Below are 18069 nucleotides of genomic sequence, written 5' to 3' on the forward strand. Positions count from 1 at the left end.
GGCTCAAGCTCCGATCTTCGCGACGTCGCCCTGGAAATAGGCGGCGTAAAGATTGCGGATACCGACGATGTTGACGAGCTTCACGGCCTCGGCATACGAGGCGTAGCGTCGGCGCGAGGCTGGTTTCACCGTAATTGGCTTCAGCTTTGCATAGGCGGGGCCCTCGACCGCCTCGCGCAGCCTGGAGTCGTTGACCCTCGGCGCGACATTTTCCCAGACGATCTCGTCGAACAGCGAATCGACGCCTTCGATCAGCGTGTTGTTCTCGTTGGAACCATCCCCGAAAGTGCTGGCGAACGTGTCGTATTCCGTGGTCCGCAGCGTGTGAATGTATTCGTGGATCAATGTCTGGAACATGTCCCACAGGAAGTCCCGGTCATCGACAAGATCATCCTTCTTGAAGATCTGGATGTTGATGTTGCCGAAGCTGGCGGACGCGTCCCAGCCACGGTCTATCTCGTTCAGCTTGTCGACCTGCGCGTCGGTGCTCGTGAAGTCGTCAGCAATCTTGTCGAGGATAATCGCCTCATCGCCTACCGGATTATTGCTGGAATCGAACTGCGGCGAAGCGTTCAATTTCCGGTTGGCCGCACGTATGTCGCGGTCCGACTGGAAGAAGTAGAGTACGAGGGCCTTCGCCATCTTCCTCTTTTCGATGCTGTCCATGCCAGCGAGATCAGCTTCGGTGTCGGCGAACAGATCATGGATGCTGCCGCGTGTGAAGGCTGTATCGGCCTTCAGTTCCGGATGTTTCGATTTATCGTAGTAGGCGCCGAAGACCTTGTCGGTTTCGTCCTTGCTCGCCTTGCCGATCCGTTCGAATTCAGCGAGCGCATGCACCTTCGTCGGGTCGCCGTGCTCGGTGGTACCCTTGTCCTTGACCATCTCGTCCCAATAGCGCTGGATCAGATCTGGCATCATGGCGCGGATGGCGTTGTCATATGCCGTCTTTCCTGCGGGGGAGTTGTCGAACGGCAGCGCGACGCCGCCGGAGTCCACCTTGACGTCGGGCTTCAACGCCTTTGGAATATCGGCTTTCTGCGCGGCACCCGGAGCGGCCGTCTTTGACAAGTCGCCGGCGCCGGTGATGAGCGTCACGTCGCGGAAAACACGTTGAAGGAAGACGTCGTAATTCTTGAGGATCCTCTTCGTGGCTCCGGCCTTCTTCTTCAGTGCGTCCTTCTTCGCCGGGTCGCTTTCGGCTTCGGCCTGCTCGCCGATGTCGTCGAGCCGACGGGCCAGATCGCTGCGCTCCCGGCCGAGCTCCTGTGCCGCCTTCTCTCGCACGGGCGGATCGAGAGCGAACACCTCGGCCGCGACGGCGGCGATCTCCTCGTCATTTGTCGCCGTCGCAATCCGGATCTTGATGGCCATGGTATCGTAGGCGAAGGTCGGCGCGCCCTTGCCCGGTTCGCCCTGCGGTTCGACGTCGCCCTTGGCGAGCGCGTCGCGGCCGCCGCGAAAGCGGGCTGCGAAGAAGCGCTTCAACCTCTTGTACTCGGCGCCGTCGATGTCGGATTCGAGCTCGGTGACGCTGAGTTTGCCTGAACCGAACATGATCCTCAGTGCGGCGATATCGCTCAGCTCGAGCAGGTCGAGGATGGCGTTCTCGTCGTCATCGAGTGTGGGGCCGTCCTGCATCTCCAGGATCAACAGCGCCTTTTGCAGTGGATCGAGCTTGAACTCGGCCTGGCTTGCCTTCCACCGACGGACGATCGCCCGCGCCTTGTTGTCGCTGTCGAAGCTGCCTTCGATCGCTGCGGACTTGGTGATCTTGTCGAGATAGGCGAGCAGCTCCTTGTCGCCGAAATTGCCCTCGGCGCCGAAAAACACGGCGATCGATTCGTACCAGGCGAGCCGCTGCACCGCCGCCGGCGGCACGGTCGCGCCGCGCTGCTGCACGACATGGGCGAGCTCGTGCGCCAGAATGTGCCGGCCATGTGGGCTTTGCGGATTGTATGCGCCGTCATCGAACACGATGTGGGCGCCCGCGGTATAGGCGGTTGCGCGGATCGCACGGGCTGAGGCTGCGGCCTGCGGGTCGGTGTGGATCCGCACATGGCTGAAGTCGGAGCGGAATTGACGTTCCATCGTCTCGCGCGTCGGAGCGCCGAGTGGCGAGCCGGCCGATCCGACCACCTCGGATACCGCGGCCGGCGCGGCCTGTCCCGTCGTGCCAGCAGAGCGTGGAAGCGGCGACAGCACCGGGGCCGGACCAGCCGGCTGCGATGGCCGCAGGGCGTTCTCGGCCGCGTGCTCGGCTTCGCTTTCGAAACGGTCGCGGGCCGGACGAAGCTCGAGCGAAGGCGCATGGGCAGGCGAGGATTGCTTCGGCACTGCCTTTGGTGCGGCATGCACGGTCATGGCTTGCCTCGCGGAGCGTCGGCGCCGGATGTCGTGGTCAATCGTGCCGCGATCCGATCGGCGACCGCGCGCGGCGCCTCGGCATGGGCGGCGCTCGCCTCGTTGGCGGACCCCGTGAGCCGCTGTTGCAAGGCCTGTCCGATTGCGTCGGCAAGTCCCGCAGCTTCGGAATGTCGCGACGCATCGACGACGAGACGTCCAATCCGGATATCGATGCCGGCATGTTTCATGGCCCGACTCCCGGCCAAGGCCGCTCGAGCTTGGCGAACTCCGCACGCACCGCGGCGTTGATCGCGTCCTGCTCGATCCGTTCGCCGCCGCCGGCGGCGGCCAGGAAGGCGGCGTTGAGCGCGATGGCGCGGATGTTGCCGCCGGTCAGTTGCAGTCTGGCGAGGCCTGCGAAATCCACCTCGCCGAGCGGTGCATCGGCGGGGAACTGCATGCGCCACAGTGTTTCGCGCGCGGCGGCGTCAGGGTAGGGGAACTGGACCACGTAGCGGATGCGGCGCAGGAAGGCGCGGTCGAGCGCGCTCTTCATGTTGGTGGTGAGGATCACGAGCCCGCGATAGGTCTCGATCCGCTGCAAGAGGTAGGCGATCTCGATATTAGCGAAGCGGTCATGGCTGTCGCGCACCTCGCTGCGCTTGCCGAACAGCGCATCGGCCTCGTCGAACAGCAGGATGGCGCCACTGGTCTCCGCGGCCTCGAACAGCCGGCTCAGATTCTTCTCGGTCTCGCCGATATATTTGCTGACCACGCTGGCAAGATCGATGCGGTAGAGATCAAGCCCGGCCGCGCTTGCGATCGCTTCGGCCGCGTAGGTCTTGCCGGTGCCGGATTCGCCGGCGAACAGCGCGGCGGTTCCGAGCCCGCGGCCGTTATGCGCGGCAAAGCCCCAGTCGCCATGGACGCGCGGCCGGTGCTGCAATTCATTCGCGATGACGCGGAGCTGCGCGGTCACCACCGGTGGCGCGACCAGGTCGTCGAAGCCAACGCGGCTGTCGATCCGCTGCGCCAACGCGTCAAGCCCGCCGTGCACCGCGGCGCGGCAGAGCCGCCATACCGCCGGCCCGAGCCGAGCGGGATCGCCCTGTGTCTCGGCGAGGGCTTCGGTGACCACGAGGCGCAGGTCGGCGGCGGGGACGTCGAACTGCCGCAGCGCCGGGCGCAGCGCGGCTGCCTGCTCGCGCGTAAGCCCGCGCAAGGCCGCGACCTGCCGCGCGGCGGCCGGGGCATCGGCGACCTGGAGCCGCAGCATGCGGCGCTGCCGCAATCGCGACAAGCGGGCCGGTTCCGGCGCGTTGAGCACGATCGCGGGTCCCATCAGATGGGCGATCAGCGTCATCGCATGCGCCTCGCCATCCGCCGCCTCGATCGGACGGTCGAGCTCGAGCGCGATGATGGCATCCGAGAGGGCGGCCTCGCGGTCGAGCAGACGGGCGATCTCGGCGAGCTCGCGCGGATCGTGCGGCAGGTCGCGGGCGTGCAACCACAGGCCGTTCGCACCGAGGCAGGCGAGCGCGGCGCGCGCGAGGTCGCGCTGCGGCTCGATCTCGCCGCGAGCGTGACCCAGGGTGGCCAGGGCGGCCGCGCCCGTGCCGAGCGCGTGCGCGATCGTGTTCGCCTGTGGTGCATCGGGCTCGATGGATCCGACCGGCTCGCAGCGAACGAGCCCGATCAGGCGGGCATCCATCGCGGCGACGCCGGTCAGGTAGTGCAGCACGCGCTCGTCGATCTGGATCGGACGGCGCGGCGGCGCCTCGCGGCCCTCGCATGCGATCAGGTGCCAGCGCCGCAACGGCCGGAGCGGCGAGAGCGCATCCCAATGTGGCTCAGTCAGCATCTGCATGGCGAAATTGAACGTCGGCTGCGTGCTCGCGATGGCTTCGGGCGCTTGCGCCATCGCCACGCCGACGAGGCGACGCAGTGCGCTGTCGAGCTCGACGCCGGCCGCGAGCAGCACGACGTCGCGCTCGAACGCCGACAGGCCGAACAGCTTTGTCAGCGCGTCGAGCGCGGGCTCGAAATCATCGCCGCATTCCGGCGGAGGCGGCTCGGCGTTGGCCGATGTATCGCGCAACTGCCGTGCGAGGCGCAGGCGCAGCGCAGCGAACTGCGCCGCCAGCCATTGCTGGTTGCGGCTGGCCCAATCGAGCCCCGGCTGCGCTTGCGGTCTGTCGTGCATGTTCATGGCGGCACGCTCAGGGTTTGCGAGGCATCGAAAGCGGGCGCATCGCCGCTGAGATCGAGCAGGAGACTGTCGACGCCGTCGATGCGCAACCGCGCCGGATAGGCCCCAGCGGCAAGCGTCGCGGGGAAGTCGAACACCAGCGGATCGGTGGCCGCGCTGCGCGGCTTGGCGGTGGCTTCCGCCGTGCCGAGGACGAGGCTCGCGCGCTGCCGCGGCTGCACCTGCGGCCGCGAGAACAGGGTGGCCGTGACGCGCAGCGGCGCAGTCTTGCGCAGCACGGTCGCCGCAGGCAGCGAAAGTCCGGCATCGGCTGCAATGACCAGTGCTGGGGCGATGACCAGGGCCACCGCGTTGGTCTCGCGCTCATTGGCTTCGCCGGCCGGCAGCAGGCGCAGCGTGAGGCTCCATTGCCCCGGCGCGAGCGCTGCCTGCGCGGCGGCATCGTTCGGCAGCATCACGGTGAGCTCGGTGCCGTCGTCGTTGGGGGCGCCCGGCACCAGTTCAAAAGGAGCTGGAAATAGCGGGTGCGCCAGCCGCACATGAAAATTGCTGCCGCTGAGGCGAATGCCGGAGAGCGCCACGGGCTCGCCGAGCCGCGCGCCGGCCTGCTTCTTCTGCGGCGTCGCCGCAAACAGCGTCGGCAACGGAGGCAATGTGTCGGGATTGACGACGACGCCGCGGTCGCGCTTGGTGGCGGGATCGATGATCCCGCGCGACAGCACCGGCAGCGGCGAGACTGCGGGCTTCGTGGCTTCGATCAGCACCACCGACACCACATAGGCGGCCGTCGGCCGGTAATGCGACTGGATGGCCGCCCATAGTCGTGACATCTCCTCCGGCCCCATCACAGCCGGCGTGATCTTGATCAACTCGGCCTGATCGGCGAGGTCGGCGGCAGCGAGCGCCTGGAACGCCGGCGGCAGCATCGCGACGTCGAGCGGATTGGGATTGAGCGCGCGCTGCACGGCGGCGCGATCAAGCACCGGGCGCTCGTGCAACAGATGCATGCCATAGCCGAGCAGGATCTCGGCCTGGCAGTCGACCCGCGCGTAGGCCGTCAGCAGATAGTGCAGGTCGAGCGCGAGCGGCGCGTTGGTCAGTCGCTCGCCGCTGGTCGAGGACCGCGACGGCAGGGAATGGTTGCGCCAGCCCGGGTTCGGCGTCACCTGATGCAGGAACAGATTGAGCCGCGGCTGCTCTTCTGCGCTGCTGAGGTCGATCGTGTCGGGCGCAACAGCACTGACGTTCACCGTCCCACCGACCGCGGGCCCGGCCTCGATCAGCCCGTTGTCGAGCAGGTTGCGCAGGACTGCGCTGACCGCGCCGATTGCGAGCGGCGAGCTCATGCGCGGCCTCCAGGTCCAGGGCGGCGCAGATAGTCGGACAGCGACACCGACGGCTTTGGTGCGGGCTTGACGGCGCGTGCCGCGCGTGGGGGCTCCGGCGAGCGGATGTCGATGCGGTCGATCGTCACCTTGATCACCGGCGGTGTCTCGCGTCGGCGCTGCGCCTGGCCGGCGAGCACGGTCTGGCCGAGCGGAAGCGCCGGCGGTGTTACAGCCTCGTTTCGGGGGCGGGGCGTTTCGCGCAAAACCGTGTCACGCGGCTGTCTGCCGCGTAGCGGATCGCGCGGGGCGGCAGGCAGAGGGGCATCGACAGGCGATCTTAACAGCGCGTCGGTCGATTGAAGCGGCTGTGCGGCAGCAGCGACCTTGGCCTCGAGACGCAACGGTGCGCCTTCGTTGTCCGGCTCCCTTTGTCTGCGCTGCGGCGCCTGCACGCCAGTGGCAGGATCGTCTGCGCCGGTCATGTTCGGCAATGCCGCCGGCGAGGATGCCGGTGTCTGCCTTTCATCCTGTGTCGTCTCGTGCACCGGAGCATCGTCGTTCCGGGGCGGGGCGGCAAAACGCGGCGGCAGGGCAACGCGTGCTGCGCCGGGAATCGGTTCGCCGCGGCCGATGCGCGCGAGATTTTGCAGGAGGCCCGTCATGACGCGCCCGCAAGTTGCAGGTAGGCGGCGCGGCGGGTGTGCGGCAATGCCAGCACCTCGGCTTCGCTCCAGCCATATTCGCGCGCGAGCGCGTCGACTTCGAGCAGGGTACGCTCGGCCGCTGCCTGCACCTCGGTCCAGAGCGCCGGCGCGATGTCGATCACGGCCTGCCAGGCGTGGCCGCAATCGGGGCAGTCGAGCGCGAAACTGAGCACCGCGCCGGGATCGCAACGTTCGAGCTCGGCCTCGACCCTGTGCAGGATGTCCTTCGCAGCCGGCGGCGCCTCACCGAGGCAGCGTGCGAGCAACAGGTTTGCCGCGGCGGCGGAATCGCAGGTCGCGGCGAGGCTTGCAAGATCGGACAGCGTCGGCAGCCGCAGCGCCAGCTCGCTGCCCCCGTTCGTGATACGCGGCGGCACGGCGTCAGCCGGTGGTGCAAGTCCGTCCGCGAGCACTGCGCTGTCCGCCGTGAACTCGCAGTCGGTGCGGCAAATGGGGCAGGCGGCGCGCAGCCGCCACGGCGCGCCGAACAATCGCGTGCGCAAGGCCAGCAGCGCGGCATTGCCTGTGCCGATCGAGTCCGTCGGCGCTGCGCCGGCCGCCGCGAACAGGGCATCGTCGCGCTGGCGCTGCGCGCGGCCGGCGGCCCGGTCCCACAGCGCCAGGATGTCCTGCTCGCGTTGAGCGGTGGCGGAGAGCATGAGCGGTCTCAGGCTGGATCGGTGAAAGTGGGCTCGGACGGCTCGGCGACGGCTTGATCGCGCTCCCATCCCTCGTTCTCCAGCTTGATGTGCTGGATCGCCACCGCATTGGCGTTGGCGTCGAGATCGGGTAGCGACTGGTATTCGGAGACCCAGCAGCGGTAGATCTTGTAGGCGAGCGCGAGCTGCCCGGCTTCGTTATAGACCTCGAGGATGATGTCCTTGCGGAAATCCTTCAGCGAGACCTCGGCGCCAAGTCCTGCGCCGAAATGCCAGACCTTGTTGGCCCATTTCTCGAACTCGGTGTCGTGGGTGACACCGCGATCGAGCGTGATCGCCTCGAACTTGCTGCGGCCGGGCGACTTGCGTCCCGTCGAGGGATCGCCGCCCTCGCGGTGCTCGACCACCTCGGTGGTGCGTTTCAGCGCCGACACCTTGTTGATGCCGGCGACGTAGCGGCCGTCCCATTTCACGCGGAACTTGAAGTTCTTGTAGGGATCGAAGCGCTGCGGATTGACCGAGAACTGTGCCATTTGCTTGCCTCAGGTGTCTTTGCCTCAGGTTGGAATGTCGCCGGCGATCTGCTGGATCTTGATGACGACGAACTCGGCGGGCTTCAGCGGCGCGAAGCCGACGATGATGTTGACGATGCCGAGATTGATGTCGGCCTGCGTCGTGCTCTCGCGGTCGCATTTGACGAAATAGGCCTCGCGCGGCGAACGGCCCTGGAACGCGCCCTGCCGGAACAGGCCCTGCAGGAAGGCGCCGATGTTGAGCCTGATCTGTGCCCAGAGCGGTTCGTCATTGGGCTCGAACACCACCCATTGCGTGCCGCGGTAGAGGCTCTCCTCCAGGAACAGCGCCATGCGCCGTACCGGAACGTATTTCCATTCCGAGCCGCGGTCGTTCTGGCCGTGCAGCGTGCGCGCGCCCCAGACCACGTTGCCGTAGACCGGCAGTGTGCGCAGGCAATTGACGCCGATCGGATTGAGCTGGCCGTTCTCGGCGTCGCTCAAGCTCAACGCGAAGCCGACGCCGCCGTTGACGCTGGCATCGGTGCCGGCCGGCGCCTTCCAGACCCCGCGCGTGGCGTCTGTCCGGGCGTAGACGCCGGCGACGAAGCCGCAAGGTGGAAAGTCGCGCACGACGCCGGATTGCAGTGGATCGGCCTGCATCACCCACGGGTAGTACAGCGCGGAGAAATTGCCGTCCGAGCCGGTCAGGCCGGCCTCGCCGTTGGCGCCGCTCATGTTGGCGACGGTCTCGTTCTGGAGGCTGTCGATGATCAGGAACGCACGGCGGACGTGGCAGCGTTGCTGTAGCTTGGCGAGTGCGCCCTGGGTTGTTGAATTGACGTTGGTGAGGCCGGGCACGCAGACCAGGTTGAAGATGTCGATACGATCGACGATCCCGCCGGTCGCGAACAGCGGATCGATCGCGCTGACGAACGGACCGTCATTGGCGGAGAGGACCGTGCCATCGGCTCCGCCCGCAAGTGGTTTCGTGGCCGGGGTCGGGACCGTCGTTGACGCCGTGGTCAGCTTGTCCATGAAGGCGGAGCGGCCGTTGACGACGCTCGGCGCGTAGCGCGGATCCGCCTTGTTCATCGACAGGTCCTGGAACGTCTCCACGATGTCAGTGCTCGGCGACGGGCCGATGACGTCGAGCCGGAAGCGGGTGCTGTCGTCCGCGCGTAGCGTCAGTCGGACGCTGTAGGAGTTGGCCCACAGACCCGGCGAACTCGCCTCGATACCGAGATCGTTGATCGCGCAGGTCGCGGTCTTCGCGTCGTTGGCGGGCGTTCCCGAATTGAACAGCGCGATCCGCACGACGTAGGCGTCGCTGCCGCCGTTGTCGAAGAATTGGCGCACGGCGTAGCCGAGATTGGCGCGGCGGTCGAGCCCGCCATAGGCGCGCTCATAGTCGGCAAAGCTCGAGATGCGCACGGCACGGTCAACGGGGCCGCGCGGCGCCCAGCCGATGAACAGCGCGATCGACGTCGCCACGCCCGAGATCGAGCGCACGCCGCTGGAGATTTCCTCGATATAGACGCCGGGTTGCAGAAGGGCTGAGGGCATGTCGGCTCCTGTGATTTGGCGGTCCGTCTTCCTTGGTCAGACCGCGGCGATGGTCTTGCCCAGCCGGCGCGCGCGCCGCTGGCGCGGCCTGCGCCTCGGGCCGGGCGGATCCCGAATGGCTTCCGACAGGGATTGCGTCGTGATCTCGGTGATGGCCGTGCGGTGCGGCCGCAGCTCGTAGAGCGCGCCGCTTTCGCCGCTTGCGACGATGGTGACGACCTTCATCCGCGGCCGACTGTGCAGAAGGCTTGCGAGGCTGTCGCGCTCGTCCGGTGCCTTCTGTGCCACCACGAGAACGTCGGCCCGGGTGCGGCGTGCTTCCGTTGCCAGATTGGCGTCGTCACTCGTCCCGACTACGGACAACGCCGGATCTTTCGCGACGACATGCTCGAGAAGATCGGTCATCAGCCTCGGAAATCCCGCAATGAGGATGCGTCTCTGTCGCAATGGCCACCTTTGCGGTGAGCCTTGCACAAGGCGCGACGGCGCGACTGAGCCAAAAGGTCTAGCGAGGATGGAGTTGATGGTCCGGACCATGCCCGCGGCGGTGAGACCCCGATGACGGAAACGGGCGCGCGATGCACCGCGACATGGCGGCTTCGCGCGCGATGCCGGCCCGTAACGGCTCGGAGGATCTAGTCCGAAAGGTCTAGCGGGTCTGGATCCGCGACGATGCAGACGCGAGCGCGCCGTTCGCGTGCAGATGCTTGCTGATCTCGCCGCGCCGGCGAATCTGCAATTTGCTGAGCACGTTATGCATGTGGTTCTTCACGGTCGAATTGCGGATCCGCAAGGCTCGTGCGATCTCTTTGTTTGACAGCCCTTCGCCGACGAAGCGAATGATCTCGTGCTCGCGAGGTGTCAGCGTGTCGACGCCGGCGGCCGCCTCTCGCGTGACGGTCCGCGCAGAGAGTAGCGCGAGGCGGCCGAACAGGGCGGCGGCGACCTTGGGCGAGCACACGAGCTCGTCGCGCATCGCGTTATGGACGGCGGCGACGACGTCGCTGATCGAACCCTCGCGCAGCACGAAGCCGGACACACCGGCCTCCGCGCAAGCCAGGATATCCTGCTCGGCCTCGGCGACCGCGATGGCGACGACCTTCAACGCCGGCGCCAGGGCGCGGCAGGCTGCCGATTGCTGCAAGCCTTGCGGCGTCGCTATGTCGACCAGCAGCACCTGCGCGCCGCTGTCGACGACTTGCTCAGGCGGGGTCGCAAGATCACCGTGTCCGGCGATGCGTAAGCATTCCTGCCGGGCCAGGCAGGAACTGAGGCCTTCGCAGAGCAGGCGCACGTCGCTGAGGATGAAGAGGCTGATGGGTATGAGGCTGCCGGCGTCCAGCTCGGCGGGCGGCGGTGATGCATGCGAAGCGGTGAGGTGGGAATGCGGCGGGGCGTGGCGCCCTGCCGAAAATGACGCATTGGACGACATGCCTGCCTCCCGATTGCCAACTCACAACCGTGTTTGCCGCCGCGCCCAGTTGAAGGCCACCAAGATCAAAAAGTTGTATATTTAATATCTTTCCCCTTGAAATTGAGTATCGCGCGTTTTGACGTCGCTGACAAGCACCGACACAGCATCCCGGCATGTCGGGGGCGTTTCGACGCATGTGAAGCGGACGATTGACAGGCAGCAATTTAATTTATCAGCGCTGCGCGTGCGGATTGAGATCTGGCCTCTCAGGCCACGACCTTGGCGCCGGCGCCGAGACGCTGGCGTTCCTTTGCGAGATAGTCGCCGATCGCATCGCCCGACATCGGCTTTGCGAAGTAGTAGCCCTGGATGAAGTCGCATCCCAGGCGGCGCAGACTGTCGAGCTGGGCGCGGGTTTCGACGCCCTCGGCGACGCAAGCGATCTCCATGTCGTCGCACAGGCCGGCGAGAGACTTGATGATCTTGTGACTTACCGGATTTTCGTTGATGTCGGCGACGAAGCTGCGGTCGATCTTGATCTTGTCGAGCGGCAGCCGATGCACGTGGCTCAGCGAGGAATAGCCGGTGCCGAAATCGTCCAGTGAAATGCCGCAGCCCATGGCCTTCAGCGTCGCGATCGATTGCTGCGCGCGCACGAAGTCGAAGGTGACGGCGGTCTCGGTGATCTCGAAGTCGATCCGGTTCGGCGGCAACCCGCTCTTCTCGATGATCGAGATCAGCGGCAAAATGCCCTCGGCTGCGCAGACATCGTGAGCGGACAGGTTGAACGACAGACGGATGTGGTCGGGCCAGGTCCTTGCCGTCGCAAGCGCGCGGACCAGCAGCGCCTGCGTCAGCGGCCGGATCAGGCCGATGCGCTCTGCGGCCGGAATGAAGTCGGCCGGTGAGACCAGGCCGAGGCGGGAGCTGTGCCAGCGCGCCAGGACTTCGAAGCCGGCGGTGTGCTCGCTCATGGCGTCCACGATCGGCTGGAACACCAGGTCCATCTCGGTGCTGAAATCGGCGGTGCGAAGCAAGTTCTCGATGACGCCGCGGCTGCGGATCTCGGCCTCGAGCTCGCTCGAGAAGATCACGGTGCGGCCGCGCAGATGGCGCTTGGCGTGATAGAGCGAGTAGTCGGCGCATTCATAGAGCGCCTCGGCGCTGGTCGCCGAGCTTGGGAACAGCGCGAAGCCGATCGAGCAGGACAGCCCGGTATGGGCGGTGTCGAGCTGGTAGGGCAACTTGACCTGTTCGCCGATGCGCTGGCCGAGCCGCATCAAATCGTCATCTTCGGGATCGCCGCACACTACGAGGCCGAACTCGTCGCCGCCGAGCCGGGCAAATTCCACCCGCTGCGGGCCGAAGCCCTCGCAAACTTCGCGGATGCGGCGCCCGGCTTCGATCAGGACGCGATCGCCGACCGAGTGGCCGTAATTGTCGTTGATCGGCTTGAAGCCGTCGAGGTCGATGATCCCGACCGCGACGCGAACGCGCCTGCGCTCGGCGTCGCTGAAGGCGCTCGACAGCTCGGCGAAGAAGCGGCGGCGGTTCGGCAGCTCGGTGAGGGAATCGAGATTGGCGAGGCGGAAATTCTCGTCCGAGAGCGCTTGCGTCGCCGCCTGCTGCGCCAGCAGCGATTTGCGGCTCGAGACGAGATCGGCGAAGTCGCGGTAGTAGATGAACAGCACCGTCACCATCGCGCCCGAGACGAGAAGGTTGTTGACCGCGATCGCCTTCAGCGTCGGTTCGCCGGTGGCCCAGAAGAACAGCACATAGGGCACGTCGACGACGAGCGTCACGATCAACGCTGCGGAACGCAGATGCATCAGCGAAAAAATGCAGCCGATCACGGTCACCGCCATGTAGAAGGCGACCTGGCTCTTGGCGAAGGCATCGCCGTAAGGGTACAGCGCGAAGGACCATGCGGTGAAGCCGGCGCCGATCGGCAATGTCATCCAGTTGGTGGCGCGCAGATTGCGCAGGATATCGGCATCGCTCCGCACGAGGTGCCGCTGGCGCAGCCACCAGAAGGTGCGAAGCGCGGCGAGCACGGTGAGCACGCTTGGCACGATCAACGTCAGCCAGTCCGGCGCCACATTGACATAGGTGTAGGCGACCGCGATCGTGTTGCTCATCAGGATGAAATAGAGCAGCGGGATCTGCTTGGAGAAGGCATCGAACTGCGCGCGCGTCAGGTCCGGGTTATCGGCCGGCACGCGAAACAGCCGCATCGCGGCGGCGAGCTGAGACTTCAAATTGGCGACAGGCATTGCAATACGCGCCCCGGATCCCTTCAAAACGGCGGCGATCTTGCACGACGGGGGTAAAGGTCGCGTTAGGTGGGGCTGCACGAAAAGCCAGCGCAGGTTGCGCGCGGCCACGGGATTTTCCAGCCGCGTGTATTGGTGAGACCGTGTTAAGGATATCCGGCGGCCGAGGCGCGTGTCTCAGGCACACCTTGCCCGCAGCCACCCGCAGCTACGATCCGCTAACCATTGCGAGTCTTGGCTTTTCACGTCGGCGACGGCGCATGGCCGCGCGGTCAGCCGACGCGCGCGCTTCACCTCTCCCCGCGGAAGGAGAGGTGAAGAGAGGACAAATGGCCGTTATTTCTTCTCCAACGCCGCCGTCTGCTTGGCGAGTTGCTTGTCGAAATCCTCCGACAGGCTGGTTGCGTAGGTTGCGAGCTCGTCTGGCTTGACGAACGGGTTCGGTGCGCCGTCCTTCATCTCCGCACGCTTGGCCTGCATGCCATAGACTTCCGGATGCGGTCCGAGCAGCACGTCGATCTTCATCGCCTTGGCCTTGGCGAAGGTCGCGCGGTAATCATCAACGATGCCGGCATAGGTCGGCTGGCCGACCAGCCGGTTCAGCGCCACCGTGCCGCTGCAGAAGAACAGCACCTCGCGGTCCTGGCCACCGTCCTTGACGGTCATCTCCCAGCTCGTACAGCCCGGCGAGTGGCCGGGCGTTGCATGCGCCGTCAGCGTGGTGTCGCCGAGCGTGACCTTGTCGCCTTCCTTCACCGCGCGGTCGACCTTCACCGCCGGAAAGGCGAGGTCCTGGTTCTTCTCGTCGCCTGGATAGTAGCCGCCTTCGAGCAGCGGTTTGTCGCGCTCACCGGCAACGAGCTGCGCGCCGGTCTCCTTCTTGATCTCGGCGAAGCCGCCGGTGTGGTCGAGATGCGCATGCGTGTTGAGGATGATCTTGATGTCCGCGACCTTGAGGCCGAGCTTCGCGATGTGCTCCTCGATCATGCCGGTCGACTGGGGCATCGCCGTGTCCATCAGGATCAGGCCCTGCGATGTCTTGATGACATAAACGGCAATGCCGTCGGTTCCGACATAATAGATGTTGCCGATCAGCTGGAACGGATCGAATGGCGCCGTCCATTTCTGCATGACCGCTGTCAGGAAATCCTTGATGGTCTGCGCCTGTGCGCCGGTTGCGAGGAACGCCAGCGCACATAGCGTGGCCGCGAGCTTCTTCATAGGTTGCCTCCCGAAGTGTTCTTGTTCATTTTGACCGTGCGCGCCTTTTGCTTGGCACGGCGCGGTGCCCAAGCTACGTCGCGCGAGCTGCGGCAGCAACGGCCTCGTATCCGGAAATATTCATGGGCATGCGCGGAATAGCGGTCGCCGTTCGGTTTGAGCATGGCGGCTATCGCTGGAATGCGGCCGCTTGCTGTTTGACCGCGCGCAGGCGGCCCGCCATACTTTGCGTCAAGGCGAGCCAGAAAGACTTGTCGGCACCGGGAGCTGAAATGACCAATTCTTTGTCCGTCCTTGCGGGGACGTTGATTTCCCTCGTCTCCTTCACTTCAATTGCATTGTCGCAGCCGGCCTGCGTCATCCAGAACATGGCTGTGCCGCCCGGGGCCAACACCACCGACAAGGCGGCACCGTTCTTCATTGACACGGCGGGCCTGGATTTCAAGACGGCGCCGCCGACGCGCGATCCCTCGAACCCCAACTATCCGCGCGCGACCGAGCTGCCCGACGGAACGCTGCCGCCGCCCGGCGCCGAGGGCAATTTCATCATCGGGCCCACCCACAATCCAGCGCCGGAGACGATTGCGAAGGAAGGCGTACCACGCGGCACGACAAAATCCTTCACGCTGACGTCGAAAGAGAGCACGATCTATAATCCCGGCCTGATCCGCGACGACGTCGCCGGCTGCACCAATTCGTCGATCATGACGACCGTCACTGCGCCGGATGACAAGTCGCACATGATCGTCACCACCAGCCATCCTGGAATCTGGTCGCGCACGATCGACGTCTACGTGCCGGCGCAATATGTACGCGGCACCGAGGCGCCGTTCATCGTGGTCGGCGACGGCGGCTCCAACGCCTACAAGGACCTCGCCACGACGCTCGATAATCTGATCGCGCAGCGCCGCGTGCCACCGATGATCGCGATCCAGATCGGCAATGGCGGGCAGGACGCGCAGGGCAGCCAGCGCGGCCGCGAATACGATGCGGTGTCAGGCGACTATGCGCAGTTCGTCGAGCGCGAGGTGCTGCCGCTGGTCGAGAAGAACGCCGACGTCAAGTTGACCAAAAACCCCGACGGGCGCGCGACCATGGGCCTGAGCTCGAGCGGTGTGGCGGCCTTCACCATGGCGTGGTTCTATCCCGATCTCTATCACCGCGTGCTGGCCTTCTCGCCGACGATGGTCAACCAGCAATGGCCTCACGATCCGTCGCTGCGTGGCGGCGCCTGGGAATATCACAGCGTATGGACGGGGCCGGCCGGTCCCAACCTCATATCGAAGGCCGGCGTGCTCACGCCGGCCGAGCCGCCCGGCGTGCCGCTGATCGTCGCCGCGCCGGCGAAGCCGATCCGCTTCTGGTTCTTCGGCGGCGACCAGGACCTGTTCTATCCGAACCCCACCATTCCCGATGGTATGCACGACTGGACCCTGTCGAACGCGCTGATGGCGAAGGTGCTGGCGGAGAAGGGCTACCACTACCAGTTCCTGTTCGTGCGCAACGCCAAGCACGTCGACCGGCCGACGATTGCGCAAACGCTGCCGTCGGCGCTGGAGTGGGTCTGGAAGGGCTATCCGATCCCCTGAACGCGAAGTCGCGCGAAATCTAGCGGCCAATCCCTATCGTCACGCCGGCGGTCGAGCGCATGGCGTCCCGGAGGGTCGTCGCGTTCATGTCGTCAAGGATCTGACGTGTCAGCACGGTGGTCTGGCCGGGCGTGTTGAGGATCGTATCGCCGCGCGAGGTCGAGAGCCGGTCGGCCTTGTAGGGCGCGGCCCGATCGGTGGCGGGCGCATGGTGCGGGCGTTTGCCGGACGCCGCAAAGGCCCCTTGCGAGATGCAGAGGGCGGCGATTACGACCAGGCGCAATGATCTTGCGGGCATGCGGCCTCCCATGTCCAAGCCGTCAGCCTAGCATATGGCGGGCATGGTCGCAGAGGACAAGGGTCAGGCGAGAGCGGCCCGGCGCTCCCGTACCGGTTCGCGGGGCCGGTCGGGGTTACGCGGCTCGGCGAGCCGGGTAAAGCTGCGCTGACCCGCCGACGCGGGCGCCTCGACGACGACGCCCTCGCAGACGATCTGCCCGTCCAGCATCCTGAATTCGAGCTTGTCGTAGCGTGGCATGGTCTCGCCGGGCGCGGGCGGCAGCAGCTCGACGCGGCCCTGGATGTTCAGCGTGGCGTCGCCGGCGCCGTGAAGCCGCGGATTCCACATCCTGATCCCGGTCTCCGTCCAGCGCTGCCGGATCAACGTGGCGCGGTCGACGGGTTCCACGACCTTTGCGCGCGTCTTCGGAGCGCTGGGGATCACCGGAGCGGGAGACTCGAGGACCGGCTCCGGCGCGACATGCGTGACGGCGCTCGCTGTGTCGGCGGAGGGACCCTCCGTTGCGATCGGGGCGGGATCGTTGGCCGGGACCGGCTCGATCTCCATTGCGACGACAGAGATGGCAACGCTGTCGATGCTGTTCCCGGAGACCTCTCCCGCCGAGACGTCGCTGTCCGCAAGCGCGACGCACGTGTCCTCTACGACAGTCGGCTCCACATCAGCGACGTCAGAGGAGGTATCGTCGTTGACGGCGAGAACGGGGGCATCAACCGGAGCGATCTCGATGTCGATAGACGAGACCAGCGCCTCCTCTGCGACGACGAGCTCCACCTCGGCCGAGAGGTCGGGAGATGGATCGCTGCCGATGACGGGCTCGGAAACGTTGGCTTGCTGGTTCTCGGCCTCGACAGGCGACAGCCGCGCCTCTTCAACGATGACGGGTTCAACGATCTCCGGAAGTTCCACAGGTGGGTCGCTGATGACGAGCTCGGGTGCACCGACCGGCTCACTCTCGATCTCGACAACCGGGACCGGTGTCTCTTCTACGACAACGGGTGCGACGCTGGTCTCAAGCTCCGCGGGTGGATCGCTGCTGACGAGCTCAACGGCCTCGCTCTCCACCTCGACTGATGAGACCGAAACCTCTTCGACGACGACCGCCTCGACCTCTGTCGGCGCTTCCAAGGATGAATCATCGGCGACGCTGACATCAGTTGGCGCCGCGGACGAGCTCTCCGGGATGACAGAGATAGCGGCGCCATCTTCGGCGACCGGAGCCGCAACGGCGATCTCGGTGTCACTGGGCAGCGGGTTGGTGCTGATGCTGTCGGGAGCCGCAACAGCTTCTGCGATGTCGGCAACGGTTGCGGGCGAATCGCTTGCCGCGATCGGCGCGACATCGACGCTGCCGCCGTGAGGCAAGGGCCTAAGCCGGGTGAACGCCCATTTCACCGCGGGAATGCGGCGCAGCAACGATATCAGTCTCGAAAGCACAGGGAGTTGTCCAAGAGGTACTCGGCGTGAAGCAATCGCTGATTCGCCAGCAATGCAAAAAAGTGCCCCGGCCGTCACATCGATGTCAATGTAGGTGGGACCAATTGCAGAACATCCGTGCGTCCAACGCGCGGGAAAGGGCAACGCGACTGCCGTGTCGGATGCGACAATGCACCACCGCCGGGTTGCGGGCGGTCGCGCCTAGGATGGGCGGGACAGCAACGCAAAGCACGCGCATGTCCGATCCTCCCGACGACAGGATCGTTCCGATCCGCTCGTTGCAAGGCGCCCGGCTCGACGAGCGCTTTGACGCAACGCTTGCGGACCTCGAGGCGCGCCGCGATGAACTCGTGCAAATCATCTCGCGTCTCACCGACGGCTTGAGCGTGATCGATCAGGCCGCCGCTGGCGGATCAGCCCAGTCGGCGCGCGATCTGCTCGATCTGCTGGCCACGGCCAAGGCCCAGCTGAACGAGGTGACGGCCATCATCGAAAAGCTGCGGCCGTCCTGAA

At 65.8% G+C, this 18069-nt stretch carries 17 protein-coding genes; 2 read left to right on the forward strand and 15 right to left on the reverse strand.

What is annotated here, in order from left to right:
* Window positions 1-3: 3 nt before the first annotated feature.
* The 13 genes from AB7290_RS12390 to AB7290_RS12450 form a co-directional block, all read right to left on the reverse strand.
* Window positions 4-2364, reverse strand: coding sequence for an eCIS core domain-containing protein (locus tag AB7290_RS12390; protein ID WP_441253441.1), 2361 nt, complete (start codon window positions 2362-2364; stop codon window positions 4-6).
* A complete protein-coding gene (locus tag AB7290_RS12395) occupies window positions 2361-2594 on the reverse strand; it encodes a hypothetical protein (protein WP_354114048.1) in 234 nt (77 codons plus the stop codon). The genes AB7290_RS12390 and AB7290_RS12395 overlap by 4 nt, the downstream gene beginning before the upstream one ends.
* On the reverse strand, window positions 2591-4555 hold the full coding sequence (locus AB7290_RS12400; RefSeq protein ID WP_441253442.1) for an ATP-binding protein: 1965 nt from the start codon (window positions 4553-4555) through the stop codon (window positions 2591-2593). The genes AB7290_RS12395 and AB7290_RS12400 overlap by 4 nt, the downstream gene beginning before the upstream one ends.
* The gene (locus tag AB7290_RS12405; protein ID WP_441253443.1) at window positions 4552-5901 is read right to left on the reverse strand and encodes a DUF4255 domain-containing protein; all 1350 of its coding nucleotides are present in this window, start codon (window positions 5899-5901) and stop codon (window positions 4552-4554) included. The genes AB7290_RS12400 and AB7290_RS12405 overlap by 4 nt, the downstream gene beginning before the upstream one ends.
* Entirely contained in the window at window positions 5898-6545 is a 648-nt protein-coding gene (locus tag AB7290_RS12410) for a hypothetical protein (RefSeq protein WP_283017238.1), read from the reverse strand. The genes AB7290_RS12405 and AB7290_RS12410 overlap by 4 nt, the downstream gene beginning before the upstream one ends.
* Window positions 6542-7246: a hypothetical protein gene (locus AB7290_RS12415; RefSeq protein ID WP_441253444.1), complete on the reverse strand. Its 705-nt coding sequence runs from the start codon at window positions 7244-7246 to the stop codon at window positions 6542-6544. Before AB7290_RS12415 ends, AB7290_RS12410 begins: the two co-directional genes overlap by 4 nt.
* Window positions 7247-7254: 8 nt before the next feature.
* Window positions 7255-7779, reverse strand: coding sequence for a phage tail protein (locus AB7290_RS12420; protein ID WP_283017236.1), 525 nt, complete (start codon window positions 7777-7779; stop codon window positions 7255-7257).
* Window positions 7780-7803: 24 nt separating this feature from the next.
* Window positions 7804-9324, reverse strand: a complete 1521-nt coding sequence (locus AB7290_RS12425; protein ID WP_063981961.1) for a phage tail sheath family protein — start codon at window positions 9322-9324, stop codon at window positions 7804-7806.
* 36 nt (window positions 9325-9360) lie between these two features.
* A complete protein-coding gene (locus tag AB7290_RS12430; RefSeq protein WP_283017235.1) occupies window positions 9361-9729 on the reverse strand; it encodes a hypothetical protein in 369 nt (122 codons plus the stop codon).
* 244 nt (window positions 9730-9973) lie between these two features.
* Window positions 9974-10756 (reverse strand): LuxR C-terminal-related transcriptional regulator, encoded by a 783-nt coding sequence (locus AB7290_RS12435; RefSeq protein ID WP_283017234.1) that lies wholly within the window; start codon window positions 10754-10756, stop codon window positions 9974-9976.
* Between the two features lie 248 nt (window positions 10757-11004).
* Window positions 11005-13011: a putative bifunctional diguanylate cyclase/phosphodiesterase gene (locus tag AB7290_RS12440; RefSeq protein WP_441253445.1), complete on the reverse strand. Its 2007-nt coding sequence runs from the start codon at window positions 13009-13011 to the stop codon at window positions 11005-11007.
* Between the two features lie 336 nt (window positions 13012-13347).
* The gene (blaBJP, locus tag AB7290_RS12445; RefSeq protein ID WP_283017233.1) at window positions 13348-14232 is read right to left on the reverse strand and encodes a BJP family subclass B3 metallo-beta-lactamase; all 885 of its coding nucleotides are present in this window, start codon (window positions 14230-14232) and stop codon (window positions 13348-13350) included.
* 169 nt (window positions 14233-14401) lie between these two features.
* Window positions 14402-14602 carry a hypothetical protein gene (locus AB7290_RS12450; protein WP_441254573.1) on the reverse strand — a complete coding sequence of 67 codons (201 nt, stop codon included), beginning with the start codon at window positions 14600-14602 and terminating at the stop codon, window positions 14402-14404.
* Here AB7290_RS12450 and AB7290_RS12455 point away from each other — a divergent pair.
* Window positions 14505-15821: an alpha/beta hydrolase gene (locus tag AB7290_RS12455; RefSeq protein WP_283017232.1), complete on the forward strand. Its 1317-nt coding sequence runs from the start codon at window positions 14505-14507 to the stop codon at window positions 15819-15821. The two genes, AB7290_RS12450 and AB7290_RS12455, sit on opposite strands and share 98 nt — an antisense overlap.
* 19 nt (window positions 15822-15840) lie before the next feature.
* Here AB7290_RS12455 and AB7290_RS12460 read toward each other — a convergent pair whose 3' ends face one another.
* Window positions 15841-16119, reverse strand: coding sequence for a Plug domain-containing protein (locus tag AB7290_RS12460; protein ID WP_201266280.1), 279 nt, complete (start codon window positions 16117-16119; stop codon window positions 15841-15843).
* Window positions 16120-16182: 63 nt separating this feature from the next.
* Window positions 16183-17535 carry a hypothetical protein gene (locus tag AB7290_RS12465; protein WP_354096572.1) on the reverse strand — a complete coding sequence of 451 codons (1353 nt, stop codon included), beginning with the start codon at window positions 17533-17535 and terminating at the stop codon, window positions 16183-16185.
* Window positions 17536-17660: 125 nt separating this feature from the next.
* Between AB7290_RS12465 and AB7290_RS12470 the strand changes: the two genes are divergently transcribed.
* On the forward strand, window positions 17661-18068 hold the full coding sequence (locus AB7290_RS12470; protein ID WP_283017231.1) for a hypothetical protein: 408 nt from the start codon (window positions 17661-17663) through the stop codon (window positions 18066-18068).
* Window position 18069: the final 1 nt, after the last annotated feature.

The organism is Bradyrhizobium sp. 613_E4_N2_2 (assembly GCF_052075995.1).
GTDB lineage: Bacteria > Pseudomonadota > Alphaproteobacteria > Rhizobiales > Xanthobacteraceae > Bradyrhizobium > Bradyrhizobium barranii.